Below are 21,337 nucleotides of genomic sequence, written 5' to 3' on the forward strand. Positions count from 1 at the left end.
AAGACAACCAACGCCGCTCAATAGACCTGGCAAATCAAACAACCGTTGCGATAAATAAAATCTATCAAATTGAGCGAGATCGCTGCGTGTCATAAGCTCTTTTATACAGCCACTTTATTGGTCATAAAAAAGTCACGAACTGCTGCAACAACCACCCCAAAAACAAGACCTAAAAACATACCAGCCAAAATCACAAACAAAAATTTTGGCTTGACTGGTGAGCCCGATTTCTCTACGAGTCCATCCATCCTGAAAGCTTTGGCTTCTCGATAGCTTTTTGAAAGTTGATTATAAAAATTGTACTTCGTTTCCAACTCTCGCAACCGGCTGATAAATGGATCGTCAGACTTCCTTGCTTTCAAATTTTCTATTTCAGCCGTCAGTGCTTTCGTGCCACGCATGTAGGTAAGATCACCGTCCATGTTACCTACAATACCAAGCGAGGTTTTCGAATCGCCGCCAACGGCAGGTGGCTTTTCAAGACCAATAGCTTGGGCAACCACCAGGGCCTCACGAAGTTTGATTAAGCTATCTTCTCTTGTCTTGTCTCCAATTTCTCGCAACGAGACTATTTCCTGATGAAGATTTTGAGACTCAATATCATACTCACTGGAGATATTTTTGTTGATCTCTTGCATAGCCAATTGCTGTGCACGCGCCAATAGTTGCTCAATCCACTTGGCCCCCATTTCCGGATCATTATGCAGCATAACAACGGAGTATCGATCCAGCGCTTCTTTACCAACTATGGAGATAACGAGATTCTTCGAAAGCTTCTCATATAGCTGCCTTGTAGGATCTTCACTCTTCCCTTGCGCAGTTAAATATGTATTTTTGAAAAACTCACGACGAAGTGACTCACTTTGCAAATTTTTCAAAAAAACCGAATAAACTTCTTTTTCCGTAAACTGAGGTAACTTTGACTGATCGATGCGACCGTAGTTTAAGTTCTCAATGTCATTTTGGGTAGGCGGGATCACAAACGCCTTCGCTTCGTACAAAGGCTCTGCGAGGAATGCATAGGTAGCGGCTACGAATGTCCCCAGAAGCGCAGCGCACAAAATCACAATTTTTTGTCGCCAAAGTGTATAGGCAAGCGCGTGCAAATCGATACCATCATTGACTACTGAATTACTTGAACCAACCTGCATATCCTAAAGCCCTTGAAATAAAAAAAACTATAGCCCCAATCATATAAAACACTTTCAATCCCTCTCCGCACACGCCCCACTTACTCAAGTCAGCGCCCTTCAAGGAGCTTAGTCATACATCGAGGTGAAATATTTAATTTAAGCATGGCAAAAATCTTTAAAATCATGATAGCCAGAGTAAAAATGCTACTCATTGAAAACTAAAGGTAAGTTTATCGACGTTAACAACAGAATCTGCGGTATTCGCAATTAAATGACGAATGACCGCCAAGCCGATAAATCCGGCTCCGCCGGTTACGAGAATTTTCACGCGAAACCATACCCTTGAGTTACTGACGGGGCTGCACATCAGCGCTGCCACATCCATGAATACAAAGCCATCAAAAAAAGCGGCGTCTGTCAGAGCCAGTCTGAGCCGACGTGGAGATGGACCACTCTCGAACAAGCGCAACATTCTACAGCTTAATGACCGATTTGCTAAAGGATGTAGACAAGCTGTGGCGCAAGCTCTCTAAGCCCCGTACTGGATGTTACTAGACAAGCCGCTTGCGTAAAATCCTGGACGATCGCCCTAGTATCCAACCGAGTAGCGGTCCGAGGACCATCCCCGCCAGCAGAGCCAGTACTATCACCAAAGATACTGGCAGTTGTGGGCCAGCCCAACCGAGAAAAAACAAAGTAACCGATTGCTGATTCTCCAGCACGAACGCCAGGATCATCAGCACCAGAAAAAGAATCAACAAACCAAGCAGCACTCGCACAAGATTACGCATGAAGGGCTCCTTGATCGGTGGCGACTGTCAAAGTCCTTCCTCCTCTTCCTCATTCACCCGGTCACGCAGCTCTTTACCTGGCTTGAAGTGAGGAACGAATTTGCCATCGAGACTGACAGACTGCCCGGTTTTCGGATTACGACCAACCCGTGGAGCGCGGTAGTGCAGAGAGAAGCTGCCAAACCCCCGAATCTCGATACGATCTCCGGTAGCCAGACATTGGGACATTTGCTCAAGCATGGTCTTGATGGCCAGCTCCACATCCTTGGATGAGAGCAGCCCTTGATGGGTGACAATTCGTTCGATCAACTCCGACTTCGTCATATTTTTCCCTTCTTTTTCAAGCAGCTAGATCAGCGCTCCAAAGGTTTTAGCACGCCGGCATGATTTTGAACAGCCCGAGTTTTGCCATACATCCCACCATCCCGGAATGCCTGATTCCTAGACGGGAGTGGCTTCTGAGCCATCACTGCCTCATCGGCAAATCACCAGCATCGTGCGCGTCAGGAAACCTGCGGGATTGAAGCCGAAGGGGAAGCCATCTTCCTCTTCCTTGACATCGTCAGACCTCACCACAACTTTATAGCCAGCCCCCCCGCACTCCTTGGCCGCGCGTTTGTAACATTTGTCCCATTTCGAACCGAGCCCCGAACAATCAACCTCAATGCCGCTCACCCCGCGTACTACGTGGGTTTTGGCATTGGTGGTACAACCCGCTAGCGCCAGCACAGCTACTGCGACAATTAGCTTGTTCATTCACGTCCTTTTGCCAGATAGCCCAATGGGCGATCATTAGTCTCAGGCTAAAGACTAGCCGCAAATAAGCACTTGATCCGACTAAACAATCAGACATTTTTTCAGCGTCTTTGGTTCACGACTCAAGCAGCCAAAGGTCGGCCCCCCCACCAAATTCCAGACAAAAAAAAGGGCGACCGAAGTCGCCCTTTTTTACAGAAAGTCAGAACTTAGTTCTGCTTTTCCATTTGCGCACGCAGCAGGTCACCCAGAGTGGTGGCCACAGGAGCATCAGTAGCTACTGGCTTGTCGCGCAGGCTCTGGATTGCTTCTTTCTCGTCTTCAACGTCTTTCGACTTGATCGAGAGCTGGATTACACGGCTCTTGCGGTCAACGCTGATGATCTTGGCTTCTACTTCTTCGCCTTCTTTCAGAACGTTGCGCGCGTCTTCAACGCGGTCACGGCTGATTTCGGAGGCTTTCAGAGTCGCTTCGATATCGTCGGCCAGAGTGATGATGGCGCCTTTAGCGTCAACTTCCTTCACGATGCCTTTAACGATGGCGCCTTTATCGTTCTCTTGAACGTACTCGGAGAACGGATCGCTTTCCAGTTGCTTGATACCCAGGGAGATGCGCTCGCGCTCTGGGTCAACCGACAGGATAACGGTGTCCAGCTCGTCGCCCTTCTTGAAGCGGCGTACGGCTTCTTCGCCCACTTCGTTCCAGGAGATGTCGGACAGGTGAACCAGACCGTCGATGCCGCCGTCCAGACCAATGAAGATACCGAAATCGGTGATCGACTTGATGGTGCCGGAGATTTTATCGCCCTTGTTGAACTGGCCAGAGAAATCTTCCCATGGGTTAGATTTGCACTGCTTGATGCCCAGGGAGATACGACGACGCTCTTCGTCGATGTCCAGAACCATGACTTCCACTTCGTCGCCGACTTGTACGACTTTCGAAGGGTGGATGTTCTTGTTGGTCCAGTCCATTTCGGAAACGTGTACCAGACCTTCAACGCCTTCTTCCAGCTCAGCGAAGCAGCCGTAGTCGGTCAGGTTGGTTACACGCGCGGTAACGCGAGTGCTTTCCGGGTAACGGGCTTTGATAGCAACCCATGGATCTTCGCCCAGCTGCTTCAGGCCCAGGGAAACACGATTGCGCTCGCGATCGTACTTCAGAACCTTGACATCGATCTCGTCGCCAACGTTGACGATTTCGGAAGGATGCTTGATACGCTTCCAGGCCATGTCGGTAATGTGCAGCAGGCCATCGACGCCACCCAGATCGACGAATGCGCCGTAATCGGTGAGGTTCTTGACGATACCTTTGACTTGTTGGCCTTCCTGCAGGGATTCCAGCAGAGCTTCGCGCTCGGCGGAGTTCTCGGCTTCCAGGACGCTGCGACGGGAAACGACAACGTTGTTGCGCTTCTGGTCCAGCTTGATGACCTTGAATTCCAGCTCTTTGCCTTCCAGGTGCGTGGTGTCGCGCACTGGACGGACGTCAACCAGAGAACCTGGCAGGAACGCACGGATGCCGTTAACGTCGACAGTGAAGCCGCCTTTAACCTTACCGTTGATAACGCCCTTGACCACTTCTTCGGCTGCGAAGGCTGCTTCCAGAACAATCCAGCATTCAGCGCGCTTGGCTTTTTCACGGGACAGCTTGGTTTCGCCAAAGCCGTCTTCAACCGAGTCCAGAGCAACGTGAACTTCGTCACCGACGTTGATGTTCAGTTCGCCAGCGTCGTTGTAGAACTGCTCAAGCGGGATGAGTGCTTCAGACTTCAGGCCAGCGTGAACGGTTACCCAGCGAGCTTGGTAATCGATATCAACGATAACACCGGTGATGATGGAGCCTGCCTGAAGGTTCAGGGTTTTTAGGCTTTCTTCAAAGAGTTCCGCAAAGCTTTCGCTCATTTTAATTCCTGTTGATGAGGGCGAAGAAAACGCCCATCTCCACACCCCAGACGGTGTGGGTTAGTTTCATTTAAAAGAAGCCACCGCAGGACTATGACTGGTCCCCTGCGGCCCTCTTGGTCACCCGGCGATATCGCGTATGGCGATCTCGCTCATGATGCGTTCCAGCACCTGGTCGATGGACAATTCCGTGGAATCCAGCTGTATGGCGTCAGCCGCCGGTTTGAGCGGGGCTACCGCTCGCTGGGTGTCACGCTCATCGCGCGCACGTATCTCATCTAGCAGACTCGACAGACTAACACCCTCGACTTTGCCCTTCAACTGCAAATATCGGCGGCGCGCCCTCTCCTCGGCACTGGCGGTCAGAAAAATCTTCAGCGGCGCATCAGGAAAAACCACCGTTCCCATGTCGCGCCCATCCGCCACCAGGCCCGGCGCTTCCTGAAAAGCACGCTGGCGCTGCAGCAGCGCCTCGCGTACAGCGGGCAACGCAGCGACCTGGGAAGCGCCGGAACCGACGCTTTCGGTGCGAATGACATCGCTGACTTCATCACCTTCCAGAATGATGCGTTGCAACTGACCGTCCGTCGCCGCGATGAACTGCACGTCCAGATGAGCGGCAAGTTTCTTCAGCAGCTCTTCGTTGGTCAGGTCGACACCATGGTTGTGCGCGGCGAAAGCCAGCAGGCGGTACAGCGCACCGGAGTCCAGCAGGTTCCAGCCCAGGCGCTTGGCCAGAATCCCGGCTACCGTGCCCTTGCCCGAACCGCTTGGCCCGTCGATGGTGATGACCGGTGCAATGTTGTTCACGACTGCGCCTCTTGTGCCACACGAATGCCGACCTGCGCGCACAGCGCCAGGAAGTTCGGGAACGACGTCGCGACGTTGGCGCAATCATGAATGCGGATCGGTGCACTGGCGCGCAGCGAAGCAACGCTGAACGCCATGGCGATACGGTGATCACCATGACCGTGCACTTCACCGCCGCCGATCTGGCCGCCGTCGATGATGATGCCGTCCGGGGTCGGTTCGCATTTGACGCCCAGTGCCAGCAGACCATCCGCCATGACCTGGATGCGATCCGACTCCTTGACCCGCAGCTCTTCGGCGCCGGTCAGCACAGTTCGCCCTTCGGCACAGGCAGCGGCCACGAACAACACCGGGAATTCGTCGATGGCCAATGGAACCAGCGCTTCCGGAATCTCGATACCTTTGAGTTTAGCTGCCCGCACTCGCAGGTCAGCCACGGGCTCGCCGCCGACTTCACGCTGGTTTTCCAGAGTGATGTCCGCGCCCATCAGGCGCAGGATGTCGATCACACCGGTACGGGTCGGATTGATGCCGACATGCTCGAGCACCAGGTCCGAACCTTCGGCGATCGATGCAGCCACCAGGAAAAACGCCGACGACGAAATGTCGCCCGGCACTTCGATATGGGTCGCGGCCAGCTTGCCGCCGGACTCAACCGATGCCGTGGCGCCGTCAACGCTCACCGGGTAGCCGAACCCGCGCAGCATGCGCTCGGTATGGTCGCGGGTCGGAGCCGGCTCGGTCACGGTGGTCTTGCCTTCGGCATACAGACCAGCCAGCAGCAGGCAGGACTTAACCTGGGCGCTGGCCATCGGCATGGTGTAGGTCAGGCCCTTGAGCTTGTTGCCACCACGGATGGTCATCGGTGGACGACCTTCGGCGGCGGTCTCGATCACCGCGCCCATTTCACGCAGCGGATTGGCCACGCGATTCATCGGGCGCTTGGACAGCGAGGCGTCGCCGGTCAGGGTGCTGTCGAAGTCCTGCGCGGCCAGCAGGCCGGACAGCAGGCGCATCGACGTACCGGAGTTGCCCAGGTAGATCGGGCCCGGCGCCGGCTTCAGGCCGTGCAGGCCAACGCCGTGAATGGTCACGCGCCCGTGGTGCGGACCTTCGATGACCACGCCCATGTCACGGAACGCCTGCAAGGTCGCCAGGGCGTCTTCACCCTCGAGGAAGCCTTCGACTTCGGTGACGCCCTCAGCGAGGGAACCGAGCATGATCGAACGGTGGGAAATCGATTTGTCACCCGGTACGCGAATCCGACCGGACAGGCGGCCACCAGGTTGAGCCAGGAAAATCAGATCGTTGGAATTCATAGCGTCCACATAGGCCCTGCGGGCCAGGATTTTACTGAAATGCTCGCGGGCAACCCGGGCGCGAGTGAAAACGCCCAACAATTGGTGCCCATCCCCTGCATCGACCGCGTCGCGCAAGGCGTCGAGATCGCTGCGAAATGTATCGAGTGTGCGCAGGACAGCTTCGCGGTTGGCGAGAAAGATGTCGTGCCACATGACCGGGTCGCTTCCGGCGATTCTTGTGAAATCGCGGAAACCGCCCGCAGCGTAACGGAAGATCTCAAGATTTTCATTGCGCTTGGCCAACGAATCGACCAGGCCGAACGCCAGCAAGTGCGGCAGATGACTGGTCGCGGCCAGTACTTCGTCGTGACGCTCGACCTGCATGTGCTCGACATCGGCACCCAGCGCGCGCCACAAACGGTCGACCACTGCCAAGGCAGCCGGATCGGTCTGATCCAGCGGCGTCAGGATCACCTTGTGCCGACGGAACAGTTCGGCGTTGGAGGCCTCGACCCCACTCTGCTCGGAACCGGCAATCGGATGCCCCGGTACGAAGCATGGCGGCATCTTGCCAAATGCTTCAGTGGCAGCGCGCACCACGTTGCCCTTGGCACTACCGACATCGGTCAGGATCGCCTGCCCCAGGTCCATGCCAGCCAGACGCGCAAGCACTTTCTCCATGGCCAGGATCGGCACCGCCAGCTGAATGACGTCGGCGCCCTGACAAGCAACGCCCAGGTCTTCTTCGCAGCGATCCACCACCCCCAGCTCGACCGCGAGCTTGCGCGATTGTGGATCGAGATCGACCCCGACCACTTCGCGACACATCCCGCTTTCGCGCAAACCCTTGGCAAACGAACCGCCGATCAATCCCAGACCGACCACCACCAGGCGACCGATCATAGGTTCAGCAGATTGCAGTGCAGTGACATCAACCACGAGCCAGAACCTTGGTCAGCGCATCCAGGAAGCGGCTGTTCTCTGCCGGTAGACCAATGGTGACGCGCAGGTGATTCGGCATGCCGTAGTTGGCCACCGGACGCACGATCACACCTTCACGCAGCAAGCCCTGGAACACCGGGGCCGCGACTTGACCGAGATCGACGCAGATGAAATTGCCTTTGGATGGAATCCAGCTCAGACCCAGCTCACGGAAACCGGCTTCCAGCTGCTGCATGCCGGACTCGTTCAACTGACGGCTTTGCGCCAGATACTCGTCATCCTTCAACGCCGCACAGGCCGCGGCCAGGGCCAGGCTGTTGACGTTGAACGGCTGGCGCACACGGTTCAGCACGTCTGCGACTACCGCCGTGGACAAGCCATAACCCACGCGCAGCGCTGCCAGGCCATAGGCCTTGGAGAAGGTTCGGGAAACCAGCAGGTTCGGATAGGCCGCCAGGAAGTCCAGGCCATCCGGCAGATCGCTGCCTTCGGCGTACTCGATATAGGCCTCGTCCAGCACGACCAGCACATGCTCCGGAACATCCTGCAGGAATTCGTCCAGCGCCTCGGCGTCGAACCAGGTCCCGGTCGGGTTGTTCGGGTTGGCGATGAAGACCACGCGGGTATTGGCGTCGATGGCTGCCAGCATTGCAGGCAGGTCATGCCCCCAATCCCTGGCCGGAACCACCTTGGCCTGCGCACCGACCGCCTGAGTGGCAATCGGATAGACAGCGAACGCATGCTCGCTGAACACGGCATTCAGGCCCGGCGCCAGATAGGCACGCGCGACCAGTTCCAGGATGTCGTTGGAACCATTGCCCAGCGTAACCTGATCAAGTTCGACGCGGCACTGCTCGGCCAACAGGCTCTTGAGGGCAAAGCCGTTGCCGTCCGGATAACGGGTCAGCTCGGCCAGCGCATCGCGGATGGCCGCCAACGCCTTGGGGCCGGGGCCCAGCGGGTTTTCGTTGCTCGCCAGTTTGATGATGCTGGCCGGATCGAGGTCCAGCTCGCGAGCCAGTTCGTCCACGGGTTTGCCCGGAACGTAAGGCGAAAGTTGTTGCACGCCCGGCTGTGCCAGAGCGAGGAAATTGCCACTCATTTGCTACCGCCCTTAGAGAACTGCTTTCGGGTAGGAACCCAGCACTTTGAGTGCCACTGCTTCCTGACTGATTTTTTCCAGCACACCTTTTACCAGCGGATCGCGGTGGTGGCCGACAAAATCGATGAAGAACACGTAGGTCCATTTGCCGCTGCGCGACGGACGGGTCTCGATACGCGTCAGGTCGATGCCGTTGTCGTGGAACGGCACCAGCAACTCATGAAGTGCACCCGGCTTGTTGCTCATCGAGACGATGATCGAGGTCTTGTCGTCGCCGGTCGGCGGCACTTCCTGGTTACCGATCATGAGGAAGCGCGTGGAGTTATCCGGGCGGTCCTCGATTTTTTCGGCCAGACGGGTCAAGCCGTAGAGGCCGGCCGCCATGTCACCGGCAATCGCCGCCGAGTTCCACTCGCCCTTGACCCGCTTGGCCGCTTCGGCGTTGCTGGACACCGCCACGCGCTCGACATTCGGGTAATGGGCGTCCAGCCACTTGCGGCACTGGGCCAGGGACTGGGCGTGGGAGTAGATGCGGCTGATGCTGTCGGTCTTGGTGTTTTCCCCGACCAACAGGTGATGGTGGATACGCAGCTCGACTTCGCCACAGATCACCATGTCATGTTCGAGGAAGCTGTCGAGGGTGTGGTTGACCGCGCCTTCGGTGGAGTTTTCCACCGGCACCACGCCAAAGTTCACCGCCCCGGCCGCCACTTCACGGAACACTTCATCGATCGCCGCCATCGGCTTGCTGATCACCGCGTGACCAAAGTGCTTCATGGCCGCCGCTTGGGTGAAGGTACCCTCAGGGCCGAGATAAGCCACTTTCAGCGGCTGCTCGAGTGCCAGGCAGGAAGACATGATTTCGCGGAACAGCCGCGCCATCTCTTCGTTGCCCAGCGGCCCCTGGTTACGCTCCATGACACGCTTGAGCACCTGAGCCTCACGCTCAGGACGATAGAACACCGGCACTTCGCCTTCGGCCAGCGAGGCCATCTTTACTCGCGCGACTTCCTGGGCGCAGCGCGCACGCTCACTGATCAGCTCCAGGACCTTTTCGTCCAGGGCATCAATGCGCAGGCGCAGTGCCTTGAGTTCTTGCTCAGACATTAGCCGTGTTCCTTCTCGAACTCTGCCATGTACGAAACCAGCGCGTTGACGGCGTTGATGTCGACGGCGTTATAGATGGAGGCGCGCATGCCGCCCACGGAGCGGTGCCCCTTGAGATTCAACAGGCCGCGCTCGTCGGCACCGGCCAGGAACGGCTTGTCCAGACGATCGTCGGCCAGGCGGAACGGCACGTTCATCCACGAGCGGTCCGACTTGTTGATCGGGTTGCTGTACAGGCCGCTGGCATCGATGAAACTGTACAGCGTGCGCTGCTTGACTTCGTTGAGCTTGCCGATGGCCTCGACGCCGCCCTGCTCTTTCAGCCACTCGAACACCAGGCCGGACAAGTACCAGGCCAGGGTCGGCGGGGTGTTGTACATCGAGCCATTGTCGGCCGCGACCTTGTAGTTGAGCATGGTCGGGCACAGGGAGCGGGCCTTGCCGAGCAGGTCTTCGCGAACGATGTTGACGACGATACCGCTCGGGCCGATGTTTTTCTGGGCGCCGGCGTAGATCATGCCGAAACGCGAAACATCCACCGGACGCGACAGGATGTCCGAGGACATGTCGGCCACCAGCGGAACGTCACCGGTTTCCGGAATCCACTGGAACTCCAGACCACCGATGGTTTCGTTCGGCGCGTAGTGAACGTAGGCCGCGTCTTTCGACAGCTTCCACTCGTTCTGACCGGGAATGGCGAAATAGTCGTAGGGCTTGGCGGTGCCGGCAACGTTGACGTGGCCGTAGCGCGAAGCTTCTTCGATGGCTTTCTGCGACCAGATACCGGTGTCGATATAGTCGGCCGAGCCGTTTTCCGGCAGCAGGTTCAGAGGAATCTGCGCGAATTGCTGGCTGGCGCCACCTTGCAGGAACAGCACTTTATAGTTCGAGGGGATATTCAGCAGATCACGCAGATCCTGCTCGGCCTTGGTGGCGATGGACACGAACTCATCACTGCGATGGCTCATTTCCATGACCGACAGACCCTTGCCGTGCCAGTCGAGGAGTTCACCCTGGGCGCGCTGCAGGACAGCTTCGGGAAGCGCCGCAGGACCGGCACAGAAGTTATAGGCTCTCTTGCTCACATCCAATCTCGCTCTGATTTGGTGGTATCACGCAATAAATCGCAACATCAATCGACACTCTGTAGGAGCGAGCTTGCTCGCGAAAAACCTGAGAACGCCGCGGGATACCAGGCTTCCCGCGTTATCGTTAACGTCCATCGCGAGCGAGCTCGCTCCTACAGAAGGGACATATTTATTCAAAGGGACAAACAACAAGGGGGCGAATTTTCATCCGCCCCCTGCTTACCCGCTTATTCCTGTGGTTCTTCGTCAGCAGCGGCGTCGAGTTGCTGGTCTTCAACGGCATCGTCGATCACGACTTCACCATCGAACACCGCACCCTCTTCACCTTCCAGTTCTTCACCTTCGATTTCCGAAGGTTCCTGAACCCGCTCCAGCCCGACCAGGGTTTCATCCTTGGCCAGCTTGATCAGGGTCACGCCCTGGGTGTTTCGACCCAGGCTGGACACTTCGTCGACACGGGTACGCACCAGGGTGCCCTGGTCGGAAATCAGCATGATTTCCTCGCCGTCGAGCACCTGGACAGCGCCGACCAAGCGGCCGTTACGCTCGTTGCTGACCATGGCGATAACGCCCTGACCGCCACGCTTGTACTCAGGGAACTCGGTGATCGCCGTGCGCTTGCCAAAACCACGCTCGGAAGCGGTGAGGATCTGGCTGCCTTCTTCCGGGATCAGCATGGAAATCAGCTTCTGGCCTTCCGGCAGACGCATGCCGCGCACACCGCGGGCGGTACGGCCCATGGCGCGAACGTCGGATTCCTTGAAGCGGGTAACCTTGCCGCCGTCGGAGAACAGCATCACTTCACGCTCGCCATCGGTGATGGCAGCAGAGATCAGCACGTCGCCTTCATCCAGCTCCAGCGCGATCAGGCCGACGCTGCGCTGACGGCTGAAGGATTCCAGCGGGGTCTTCTTCACGGTGCCGTTGGCGGTGGCCATGAAGATGTAGTGACCTTCGGTGTATTCCTCGACCGGCAGCATGGTGGTGATGTATTCACCGTCATCCAGCGGCAGCAGGTTGACCAGCGGACGACCACGGGCCGCGCGGGATGCTTCAGGGATTTCGTAAGTCTTCAGCCAGTACACCTTGCCCTTGCTGGAGAACAGCAGCAGCGTGGTGTGGCTGTTGGCAACCAGCAGGTGAGCGATGTAGTCCTCATCCTTGACGCCGGTCGCCGACTTGCCTTTACCGCCACGACGCTGGGCCTGGTACGCAGCCAATGGCTGGGTCTTGGCATAGCCACCGTGGGAGATGGTCACGACGCGCTCTTCTTCCGGGATCATGTCGCCCAGGGTCAGGTCGAGACGGGCATCGAGGATCTCGGTGCGACGCACGTCGCCGTATTCGGCGCGAATCACTTCCAGCTCTTCGCGGATCACTTCCATCAGGCGCGTGGCGCTGTTGAGGATGCGGATCAGCTCGCCGATCTGGTTGAGGATCTCTTGATACTCGGCCAGCAGTTTTTCGTGTTCCAGACCGGTCAGGCGGTGCAGACGCAGCTCCAGGATGGCTTGCGCCTGTTCCGGCGACAGGAAGTACTTGCCGTCGCGCAGGCCGTATTGCGGATCGAGGTTTTCCGGACGGCACGAATCGGCGCCGGCACGCTCGACCATCGCCACCACGGCCGAGGACTCCCAAGGGGTGCTGACCAGCGCTTCCTTGGCTTCCGACGGCGTTGGCGAGGCCTTGATCAGGGCGATGACCGGGTCGATGTTCGACAGGGCAACCGCTTGACCTTCAAGGATGTGACCACGCTCGCGGGCCTTGCGCAGTTCGAACACGGTACGACGGGTCACCACTTCGCGACGGTGACGAACGAAGGCTTCCAGCAGGTCCTTGAGGTTCAGGATCCGCGGACGGCCGTCGATCAGCGCGACGATGTTGATGCCGAACACCGCTTGCAGCTGGGTCTGGGCGTAGAGGTTGTTGAGGATCACCTCAGGCACTTCGCCACGACGCAACTCGATCACGACGCGCATACCGTCCTTGTCGGACTCGTCGCGCAGTTCGGTGATGCCTTCGAGCTTCTTCTCTTTAACCAGCTCGGCGATCTTCTCGATCAGACGCGCCTTGTTCAACTGGTAAGGGAGTTCGGTGATGACGATCTGCTGGCGGCCACCGACCTTGTCGATGTCTTCGATCATCGAGCGGGCGCGCATGTAAATGCGGCCACGGCCAGTGCGGTAGGCTTCGATGATGCCGGCGCGACCGTTGATGATCGCAGCGGTCGGGAAGTCCGGACCGGGGATGTATTGCATCAGCTCGTCGACAGTCAGCTCGGGATTGTCGATGAGCGCCAGGCAACCGTCGATGACTTCACCGAGGTTGTGCGGCGGAATGTTGGTCGCCATGCCCACGGCGATACCGCTGGAACCGTTGACCAGCAGGTTGGGAATACGGGTCGGCATGACCGCCGGGATCATTTCGGTGCCGTCGTAGTTCGGCACCCAGTCCACGGTTTCCTTATGCAGGTCGGCCAGCAGCTCGTGCGCCAGCTTGGTCATGCGCACTTCGGTGTATCGCATGGCTGCAGCGTTGTCGCCGTCCACCGAACCGAAGTTGCCCTGGCCGTCTACCAGCAGGTAGCGCAGGGAGAATGGCTGAGCCATCCGAACGATGGTGTCGTACACCGCGGTATCACCGTGCGGGTGATACTTACCGATCACGTCACCGACAACACGGGCAGATTTCTTGTACGGCTTGTTGAAGTCGTTGCCCAGCTCGCTCATCGCGAACAGCACGCGCCGGTGCACGGGCTTCAAGCCATCGCGCGCATCCGGCAGTGCCCGCCCGACAATTACGCTCATCGCGTAGTCGAGGTAGGACTGCTTCAGCTCGTCTTCGATATTGACCGGGAGGATTTCTTTGGCCAGTTCGCCCATGAGAAGCCTGATTCCTTTTTCTGGTGAAACTTCGTCAGGACCAACGAAGCTCGCCGCTGCAGGCTCGGTGCCATGCAGTGGCTTACGACAAATCAACGAGTTATGCCATGGATCTGCGCAGTAAAGGTCACCCCGCAGGGTAACCATGGAAACCGCCGGATGTTATCACAAGAGCCGCCACGCACCTATCCCCCAGATGCGCATGGAGAGTAGTTAGTTGACCGGTGACAGGCTTGAAGGGGACGAGAGGGGCTTAGAGCTGTGTTGAATGGAGAATTTATGGCCGATTCGGGTTGATTTGTTTGCTTTCAGGGCCTCTTCGCGGGCAAGCCCGCTCCCACAGGTTTTGTGAACACCCTAAGACACTGTGGGAGCGGGCTTGCCCGCGAAAGCGATTGTGCAGACGCCAACGATAATTAATGCAGACGCTTGCGGCACATCAACTGCGCCATCTTCGCCGTGTCCGGGCGTTCGACGATGCCTTTTTCGGTGACGATCGCATCGATCAGATCCGCCGGCGTCACGTCGAACACCGGGTTGAAGGCATGGACATCGGCCCCGACGCGCTTGCCACCGACCTCGAGCAACTCGCGGCCATCACGCTCTTCAATCGGAATGTCGTCGCCACTGGCCAGGTTCATGTCAATGGTCGAACTCGGCGCCACCACCATGAAGCGCACGCCGTGGTGCATGGCGTTGACGGCCAGTTGATAGGTACCGATTTTGTTGGCCACATCGCCATTGGCGGTGATCCGGTCAGCGCCGACGATGACCCAGGTGGGGCCTTTGGTCTTCATGATATGCGCGGCGGCGGAGTCGACATTGAGGGTCACGGGAATGCCTTCATTGGCCAGTTCCCATGCAGTCAGCCGCGAGCCCTGCAGCCATGGGCGGGTTTCGTCGACATAGACCTGCTCGACCATCCCCTCGATGAATGCAGCGCGAATCACCCCCAGCGCCGTGCCAAAGCCGCCCGTGGCCAGTGCCCCGGTGTTGCAGTGGGTCAGGATCGCCTGGGCATTGCCCTGATGTTTGCGGATCAGGTCGACACCCAGTTGCGCCATGGTCAGGTTGGCTTCGCGATCACTTTCGTGAATGGCAATGGCCTCAGCCTCCAGCACCTCCAGCGGATCGGCATTGTCTTTCAGGCGATCAAGCCGGTCGTGCATGCGGCCCAGCGCCCAGAACAGGTTGACCGCCGTAGGACGGGAGTCGGCCAGCAGCATGAAATCCTCTTCCAGCGCCGCATACCAGTCGCCACCTTCGGCAATCCGGGCACGGGCCGCGAGCACGATGCCATAAGCGGCACTGATGCCGATGGCCGGCGCGCCACGCACCACCATCGAGCGAATGGCCTCGGCCACACCGGCTGCACTGGTGTAGGCGATCCAGGTTTCCTCGAACGGCAAAACACGCTGATCCAGCAGATGGAGAGCGCCATCACGCCAATCGATGGCCTTTACCTTTTCCGCAGCCAACAGTCGATCGCGCATCCCTCACCCCGCACTCATGAACAAAAGCCGCCGATTATAGCGATCCCCCCGCGAAGACGCTCGGGTATACTTCGCCATCCTTTACAAAAGCACTGGAACCGACCCTCGATGCCGAACACTGCCGCTGCGCTCGACCTGTTATTGCTGCCGACCTGGCTGGTACCCGTCGAACCCGCTGGTGTTGTCCTCAAGGAACATGGCGTGGGCATCCGTGATGGACGCATCGTGTTTATCGGCCCACGTTCCGCCGCACTGAAGCTTAACGCAACCGAAATCCGCGAATTGCCCGACATGCTGCTCAGCCCCGGCCTGATCAATGCCCACGGGCACGCGGCGATGACCCTGTTCCGCGGCCTGGCCGATGACCTGCCATTGATGACCTGGCTGGAAAACCACATCTGGCCCGCCGAAGCCAAGTGGGTCGACGAGGACTTCGTGCGCGACGGCACCGACCTTGCCATCGCCGAGCAAATCAAAGGCGGCATCACCTGCTTCTCTGACATGTACTTCTTCCCGAAGGTTGCCAGCGAGCGCGTGCACAACAGCGGCATTCGCGCGCAGATCGCGATTCCGATCCTCGATTTCCCTATTCCGGGCGCCGCTACGGCGGACGAAGCCATTCGTCAGGGCGTTGAACTGTTTGGCGATCTCAAGCACCACGAGCGTATCAAAATCACCTTCGGCCCCCACGCCCCCTATACGGTGGGCGACGAAAACCTGGAAAAAATCCGGGTGATCGCCGAGGAACTGGACGCCTCGATCCACATGCACGTGCATGAAACCGCCTTCGAAGTGCAGCAATCGGTCGAGCAGCGCGGTGAACGCCCGCTGGCCCGCCTGGCACGCCTGGGCTTGCTCGGGCCGCGCTTCCAGGCAGTCCACATGACCCAGATCAGCGATGAAGACCTGGCGCTGCTGGTAGAAAGCAACAGCAGCGTGGTTCATTGCCCCGAGTCGAACCTGAAGCTGGCCAGCGGCTTCTGCCCGGTCGAGCGTTTGTGGGAGGCCGGGGTCAATGTCGCGGTCGGCACCGATGGTGCGGCGAGCAACAATGATCTGGACCTGCTCGGCGAAACCCGCACCGCGGCCCTGCTGGCCAAGGCTGTCGCCGGCTCGGCCACCGCGCTGGATGCCCATCGCGCCTTGCGCATGGCCACCCTCAATGGTGCCCGTGCGCTGGGCATCGAAGCCGAAACCGGCTCTCTGGAAATCGGCAAGGCCGCGGACATGGTGGCGTTCGACCTCTCCGGCCTGGCCCAGCAACCGGTCTACGACCCGGTTTCGCAGCTTATATACGCCACCGGCCGGGACTGCGTGAAACACCTTTGGGTGGCCGGCAAGCAACTGCTCGACGACCGTCGCCTGACACGCCTGGATGAACAACAGCTTGGCGCTGTCGCGAAGGCCTGGGGCCAGCGCATCAGCGGCCGTACCGAATCGTAAGCACCCCGGAACACATCCGGGGCAACAGGATTTTTCAAGTTTCAGAGGACTTAAACCATGAGCAACGTCGACTACGCCGAAATCGCCAAATTCGAGGCCCTGGCCCATCGCTGGTGGGACCGCGAAAGCGAATTCAAACCGCTGCACGACATCAACCCGCTGCGGGTCAACTGGATTGACGAGCGGGTCAATCTGGCCGGCAAGAAAGTCCTCGACGTCGGTTGCGGCGGCGGCATCCTCAGCGAAGCCATGGCCCAGCGCGGTGCGACCGTGACGGGTATCGACATGGGCGAAGCGCCACTGGCGGTTGCCCAGTTGCATCAGCTGGAGTCGGGCGTCAACGTCGAATACCGGCAGATCACCGCCGAAGCCCTGGCCGAGGAAATGCCGGAGCAGTTCGACGTGGTCACCTGCCTGGAAATGCTTGAGCACGTGCCAGACCCGTCGTCGGTCATCCGCGCCTGCTTCCGCATGGTCAAGCCCGGCGGCCAGGTGTTCTTTTCGACCATCAACCGCAACCCGAAGGCGTACCTGTTCGCCATCGTCGGCGCCGAATACATCATGAAGCTGCTGCCGCGCGGCACCCACGACTTCAAGAAGTTCATCCGCCCTTCCGAACTCGGTGCCTGGAGCCGCATGGCCGGCCTGACCGTCAAGGACATCATCGGCCTGACCTACAACCCGCTGACCAAGCACTACAAGCTGGCCGCCGATGTGGACGTCAATTACATGATCCAGACCCTGCGCGAGGAGTAAGCCGATGCCAATCAGAGCAGTTCTTTTCGACATGGACGGCACTCTGCTCGACACCGCGCCAGACTTCATTGCGATCTGTCAGGCGATGCGTGCCGACCGCGGCTTGCCACCGATGAACGACAAGCACATCCGCGACGAGATTTCCGGCGGCGCCAGGGCCATGGTCGCAGTGACCTTCGCCATGGACCCGGAATCGCCGGGTTTCGAAGCCTTGCGCCTGGAGTTCCTGGAGCGCTACCTCGTCGGTTGTGCGGTACACAGCAAGCTGTTCGAAGGCATGGCCGAGCTGCTCGCCGATATCGAGAAAGCCAACCTGATCTGGGGCGTGGTAACCAACAAGCCATTGCGCTTCGCCGAGCCGATCATGCAACAACTGGGGCTGTCCGAGCGTTCGGCGCTACTGATCTGCCCGGATCACGTGAAGAACAGCAAGCCGGATCCAGAGCCGCTGATCCTGGCGTGCAAGATGCTCGACCTGGACCCGGCCAGCGTACTGTTCGTCGGCGACGACCTGCGCGACATCGAGTCGGGCCGTGATGCCGGCACCAGAACGGCCGCAGTGACCTTCGGCTACATCCACCCTGACGATAACCCGCGTCACTGGGGTGCGGACGTGGTGGTCGATCATCCACTGGAGTTGCGCAAGGTTTTGGATAGCGCCCTCTGTGGCTGCTGATTAACGTCAAAAGATCGAACGTCAAAAGATCGCAGCCTTCGGCAGCTCCTACAGGATGCACGTCGATCCCCCGTAGGAGCTGCCGCAGGCTGCGATCTTTTCAGCTCTATTGATGGATTATGTAGAGGTTTTTTATGTTTGATTATTCCGCCCGCCCCGAACTGCTCAAGGATCGGGTCATCCTGGTCACCGGCGCAGGACGCGGCATCGGCGCCGCAGCGGCGAAGACCTACGCAGCCCACGGCGCAACCGTGCTGCTGCTGGGCAAGACCGAAGCCAACCTGACCCTGGTCTACGACGAAATCGAAGCCGCCGGGCACCCACAACCGGCAGTGATCCCGTTCAACCTCGAAACCGCCCTGCCCCATCAGTACGATGAGCTGGCGGCGATGATCGAAAACGAATTCGGGCATCTCGACGGCCTGCTGCACAATGCGTCGATCATCGGCCCGCGCACGCCGATCGAGCAGCTTTCCGGCGAAAACTTCATGCGGGTCATGCAAGTCAACGTCAATGCCATGTTCATGCTCACCAGCACATTGCTGCCGTTGCTCAAGCTGTCGCAGGACGCCTCGGTGGTGTTCACTTCCAGCAGCGTCGGCCGCAAAGGGCGTGCGTACTGGGGCGCTTACGGCGTCTCCAAATTCGCGACCGAAGGCCTGATGCAAACTCTGGCTGACGAAGTCGATACCGTGGCCCCGGTGCGCTCCAACAGCATCAACCCGGGCGCTACCCGCACGAGCATGCGCGCCCAGGCCTACCCGGGGGAAAACCCGCTGAACAACCCGACGCCCGAGGAGATCATGCCGGTCTACCTTTACCTGATGGGCCCGGACAGCACCGGTATCAATGGTCAGGCGTTCAACGCCCAATAACGACCATACGTCGCTTATCGGTGCCGCGCCGGCTTTCCGCCGCGGCACTCGAAGACACCCCGGCACCTGTCAAACAACCGTCACACGCTGCGCCATACCCGTAGTAGTCGAAGCACAACCATTTGATTTAATACGAATTTTATTTTGATGAACCGAATGGCACGACTTTCGCTCTAAGTTTGCTCAGACACGCAACGTGAAAGCAGACGGGGTGAAGCGTGAGTGCAGCCGTTACTCATCTTCCAGAAAGCAGATTAAACTTGTACGAAATGTCCTACGGGACTGATGGACCAGTACGACGCGCAGCCCTAAGCCGCTCTCACCCTGCTTGTAAGACAGCCTTACTGCTCAGGGGCGCACGCCTAATGAAACCACCTTCCCAGACCAACGCAATTGACTTCGATAGCGCCAAATTGCAGCGCCTGGGCTTTGGTCAGCAGCCGCCTCTTCTGGAACGGCCCGTCAGCCTTGCGCAAATGCGCCAGCAACTGGGCCTGCAACTACAAACCAGTCTGGAACCGCAACGCATTCTTGGGACTTTCTATCGCGAGATTCAGCGATTGGTGCCGTTGGACGCCTTGTGCTACCTGCACAAAAGCAGTGATCTGCGCCTGGAATTCGGCCAGCGTGGCCACCATTCCATCAGTTACAACCTCAGCCACGATGGCGAACACCTGGGTGAACTGATTTTCCGCCGCAATCAACGTTTTAGCGAACAGGAACAGGGCAATCTCGAATCGCTGCTGGCCGCGCTGCTGTTTCCGATGCGCAACGCGCTGCTTTACCGTACTGCCACCCAGAGCGCACTGCGCGACCCGCTGACGGGCACCGGTAACCGCATCGCCATGGACCAGACGCTACAAAGGGAAATCGAGCTGTCCCGGCGCCATCTGCAACCGTTATCGGTGCTGATGCTGGACATCGATCATTTCAAGCTGGTCAATGACACCCATGGCCACAGCACTGGCGATCACGTGCTCAAGGCGGTTGCCGCCTCGATCAAAAACCAGCTGCGCAACGTCGACATGGTGTTCCGCTATGGCGGTGAAGAGTTTCTGATACTGCTGTCCAATACCAGCCGCGAAGCCGCGGCCATGGTGGGTGAACGGCTGCGGTTTGCGGTGCAATCCGAAGAGTACCTGGCCGAAGGTCATACGATCTTGCTGACAGTCAGCCTCGGCTGTTCGACCCTGTTGCCCGGCGAGTCCGCCGACAGCCTGTTGCGACGGGCAGACAGTGCGCTATATGTGGCCAAACGCGAAGGTCGTAACCGGCTGGAGATGGCGGGCTGAGTCATTAGCTGCGACACAAGACAATGTGGGAGCAGGCTTGCTCGCGAAGGCGGCGTATCAGCTGACATCTAAGCTGAATGACACTCCGCTTTCGCGAGCAAGTCGAATCGTCGCACCGCCGCTCCCACAGTTTTTTATTGCGTTATAGCTGAATCAGCCTTCGGCTAATGCCATCCGCTCACGCACGACCGGCGCCCGCTCTGCGTGCTCCAATTGCATGCAACGCTCGAGAAACAGGTACATGTAGTCGTAACTCTTGCAAACGGCCTGGCGCAGTTCCACCTGCAGGGATTTGCTCGGGTTGGTGCCCGCCAATGTGCAGATGATTTCCAGGGCTTCCCACGGATGGGCATCGTCGTACTGGGCGTGCATCTTCAGCCACTTCATCGCCCGCTTGCGATCCTCCTCGGGGAACGAGGCGGCGTAGATACCGTTGGAACAAACCACCGCCGACCATTCACCGGTCGCTCCCTCGATGGCGTAGTTGGTGGCGGCAATCGCAACGATCAGCGAGTCGGCCGAACTGGTGTGCCAGCACCAATGGCTCAACGCGTGAAGCTCCGGTGCAACCTGCTGTGCCTGCAGGTCCTCCAGGCTGACACCGTGCGCGCGACTCCAATGCACCCAGTAATCGGCGTGGTTCAATTCGACGCGGATGTTGCGCATCAGCCAGCGACGGGCCATGTCTTCGCCGGGATGACGAGCGAAGCGGGTCTTGGTCAGGTTTTGTGCCATATACAACGCGAACTGTTCGACCACCGGCCAGCCACCGATCAGGTATTGGCGCATGGTCTTCGCACTGAGTTTGTTGTCTCGCATGCGTTGGTACAGTTCGTGTTCGACAACCCGGCGCTTGCTCTCGCTGCAATCCTGGATCAGGCGCTGGGCCCAGGCAGGGTAACTTGCAGCTTCCATGAGCGGTCCGGTTCGGTTGAATGTGTCGATCACTGTCGAGCTCCTTTTGATTGTGATTGTAAGACCGGCAGGAA

At 58.5% G+C, this 21,337-nt stretch carries 18 protein-coding genes and 1 pseudogene; 5 read left to right on the forward strand and 14 right to left on the reverse strand.

Going from position 1 to position 21,337, the window contains the following annotated elements:
- Window positions 1-101: 101 nt before the first annotated feature.
- The 13 genes and pseudogenes from PMI26_RS18075 to mtnA form a co-directional block, all read right to left on the reverse strand.
- A complete protein-coding gene (locus PMI26_RS18075; protein ID WP_007973633.1) occupies window positions 102-1,151 on the reverse strand; it encodes an LPS O-antigen chain length determinant protein WzzB in 1,050 nt (349 codons plus the stop codon).
- A 199-nt stretch (window positions 1,152-1,350) separates the two neighbouring features.
- A pseudogene (locus PMI26_RS31370) lies at window positions 1,351-1,461 on the reverse strand (NAD-dependent epimerase/dehydratase family protein); the annotation flags it as partial.
- Between the two features lie 223 nt (window positions 1,462-1,684).
- Window positions 1,685-1,924 (reverse strand): lipopolysaccharide assembly protein LapA domain-containing protein, encoded by a 240-nt coding sequence (locus PMI26_RS18070; protein WP_007973635.1) that lies wholly within the window; start codon window positions 1,922-1,924, stop codon window positions 1,685-1,687.
- A gap of 27 nt (window positions 1,925-1,951) precedes the next feature.
- Window positions 1,952-2,248: an integration host factor subunit beta gene (gene ihfB, locus PMI26_RS18065; RefSeq protein WP_007899751.1), complete on the reverse strand. Its 297-nt coding sequence runs from the start codon at window positions 2,246-2,248 to the stop codon at window positions 1,952-1,954.
- A 150-nt stretch (window positions 2,249-2,398) separates the two neighbouring features.
- The gene (locus tag PMI26_RS18060; RefSeq protein WP_007973637.1) at window positions 2,399-2,680 is read right to left on the reverse strand and encodes a hypothetical protein; all 282 of its coding nucleotides are present in this window, start codon (window positions 2,678-2,680) and stop codon (window positions 2,399-2,401) included.
- 209 nt (window positions 2,681-2,889) lie between these two features.
- Window positions 2,890-4,581, reverse strand: a complete 1,692-nt coding sequence (gene rpsA, locus PMI26_RS18055) for a 30S ribosomal protein S1 (protein WP_007973639.1) — start codon at window positions 4,579-4,581, stop codon at window positions 2,890-2,892.
- 120 nt (window positions 4,582-4,701) lie between these two features.
- Complete coding sequence (gene cmk / locus PMI26_RS18050; protein WP_007973641.1) at window positions 4,702-5,391, reverse strand: (d)CMP kinase; 690 nt, start codon at window positions 5,389-5,391, stop codon at window positions 4,702-4,704.
- Window positions 5,388-7,595, reverse strand: a complete 2,208-nt coding sequence (locus tag PMI26_RS18045) for a bifunctional prephenate dehydrogenase/3-phosphoshikimate 1-carboxyvinyltransferase (protein WP_007973643.1) — start codon at window positions 7,593-7,595, stop codon at window positions 5,388-5,390. The genes cmk and PMI26_RS18045 overlap by 4 nt, the downstream gene beginning before the upstream one ends.
- 28 nt (window positions 7,596-7,623) lie before the next feature.
- Window positions 7,624-8,736 (reverse strand): histidinol-phosphate transaminase, encoded by a 1,113-nt coding sequence (hisC, locus tag PMI26_RS18040; protein ID WP_007973644.1) that lies wholly within the window; start codon window positions 8,734-8,736, stop codon window positions 7,624-7,626.
- A 12-nt stretch (window positions 8,737-8,748) separates the two neighbouring features.
- Window positions 8,749-9,843 carry a prephenate dehydratase gene (pheA, locus tag PMI26_RS18035; protein ID WP_007939916.1) on the reverse strand — a complete coding sequence of 365 codons (1,095 nt, stop codon included), beginning with the start codon at window positions 9,841-9,843 and terminating at the stop codon, window positions 8,749-8,751.
- The gene (gene serC / locus PMI26_RS18030; RefSeq protein ID WP_007973646.1) at window positions 9,843-10,928 is read right to left on the reverse strand and encodes a 3-phosphoserine/phosphohydroxythreonine transaminase; all 1,086 of its coding nucleotides are present in this window, start codon (window positions 10,926-10,928) and stop codon (window positions 9,843-9,845) included. Before serC ends, pheA begins: the two co-directional genes overlap by 1 nt.
- Window positions 10,929-11,158: 230 nt before the next feature.
- A complete protein-coding gene (gyrA, locus tag PMI26_RS18025) occupies window positions 11,159-13,813 on the reverse strand; it encodes a DNA gyrase subunit A (RefSeq protein ID WP_007973648.1) in 2,655 nt (884 codons plus the stop codon).
- 416 nt (window positions 13,814-14,229) lie between these two features.
- Window positions 14,230-15,306 carry an S-methyl-5-thioribose-1-phosphate isomerase gene (gene mtnA / locus PMI26_RS18020; RefSeq protein WP_007973650.1) on the reverse strand — a complete coding sequence of 359 codons (1,077 nt, stop codon included), beginning with the start codon at window positions 15,304-15,306 and terminating at the stop codon, window positions 14,230-14,232.
- Between the two features lie 108 nt (window positions 15,307-15,414).
- Here mtnA and PMI26_RS18015 point away from each other — a divergent pair, with 108 nt between their 5' ends.
- From PMI26_RS18015 to PMI26_RS17995, 5 genes are all read left to right on the forward strand, one after another.
- Window positions 15,415-16,749, forward strand: a complete 1,335-nt coding sequence (locus PMI26_RS18015; protein WP_007973652.1) for a TRZ/ATZ family hydrolase — start codon at window positions 15,415-15,417, stop codon at window positions 16,747-16,749.
- 57 nt (window positions 16,750-16,806) lie between these two features.
- Complete coding sequence (ubiG, locus tag PMI26_RS18010) at window positions 16,807-17,505, forward strand: bifunctional 2-polyprenyl-6-hydroxyphenol methylase/3-demethylubiquinol 3-O-methyltransferase UbiG (protein WP_007973655.1); 699 nt, start codon at window positions 16,807-16,809, stop codon at window positions 17,503-17,505.
- Between the two features lie 4 nt (window positions 17,506-17,509).
- Window positions 17,510-18,181 carry an N-acetylmuramic acid 6-phosphate phosphatase MupP gene (gene mupP / locus PMI26_RS18005; protein ID WP_007973656.1) on the forward strand — a complete coding sequence of 224 codons (672 nt, stop codon included), beginning with the start codon at window positions 17,510-17,512 and terminating at the stop codon, window positions 18,179-18,181.
- 134 nt (window positions 18,182-18,315) lie between these two features.
- Complete coding sequence (locus PMI26_RS18000; protein WP_007973657.1) at window positions 18,316-19,056, forward strand: YciK family oxidoreductase; 741 nt, start codon at window positions 18,316-18,318, stop codon at window positions 19,054-19,056.
- 365 nt (window positions 19,057-19,421) lie between these two features.
- Entirely contained in the window at window positions 19,422-20,348 is a 927-nt protein-coding gene (locus PMI26_RS17995; protein ID WP_007973658.1) for a GGDEF domain-containing protein, read from the forward strand.
- 153 nt (window positions 20,349-20,501) lie between these two features.
- On the opposite strand, the gene PMI26_RS17990 is transcribed toward PMI26_RS17995, so the two are convergent.
- Window positions 20,502-21,263: a TenA family transcriptional regulator gene (locus PMI26_RS17990; protein ID WP_256357898.1), complete on the reverse strand. Its 762-nt coding sequence runs from the start codon at window positions 21,261-21,263 to the stop codon at window positions 20,502-20,504.
- Between the last annotated feature and the right edge of the window lie 74 nt (window positions 21,264-21,337).

The organism is Pseudomonas sp. GM33, assembly GCF_000282295.1.
In the GTDB taxonomy this organism is placed as follows: Bacteria; Pseudomonadota; Gammaproteobacteria; order Pseudomonadales; family Pseudomonadaceae; genus Aquipseudomonas; species Aquipseudomonas laurylsulfatiphila.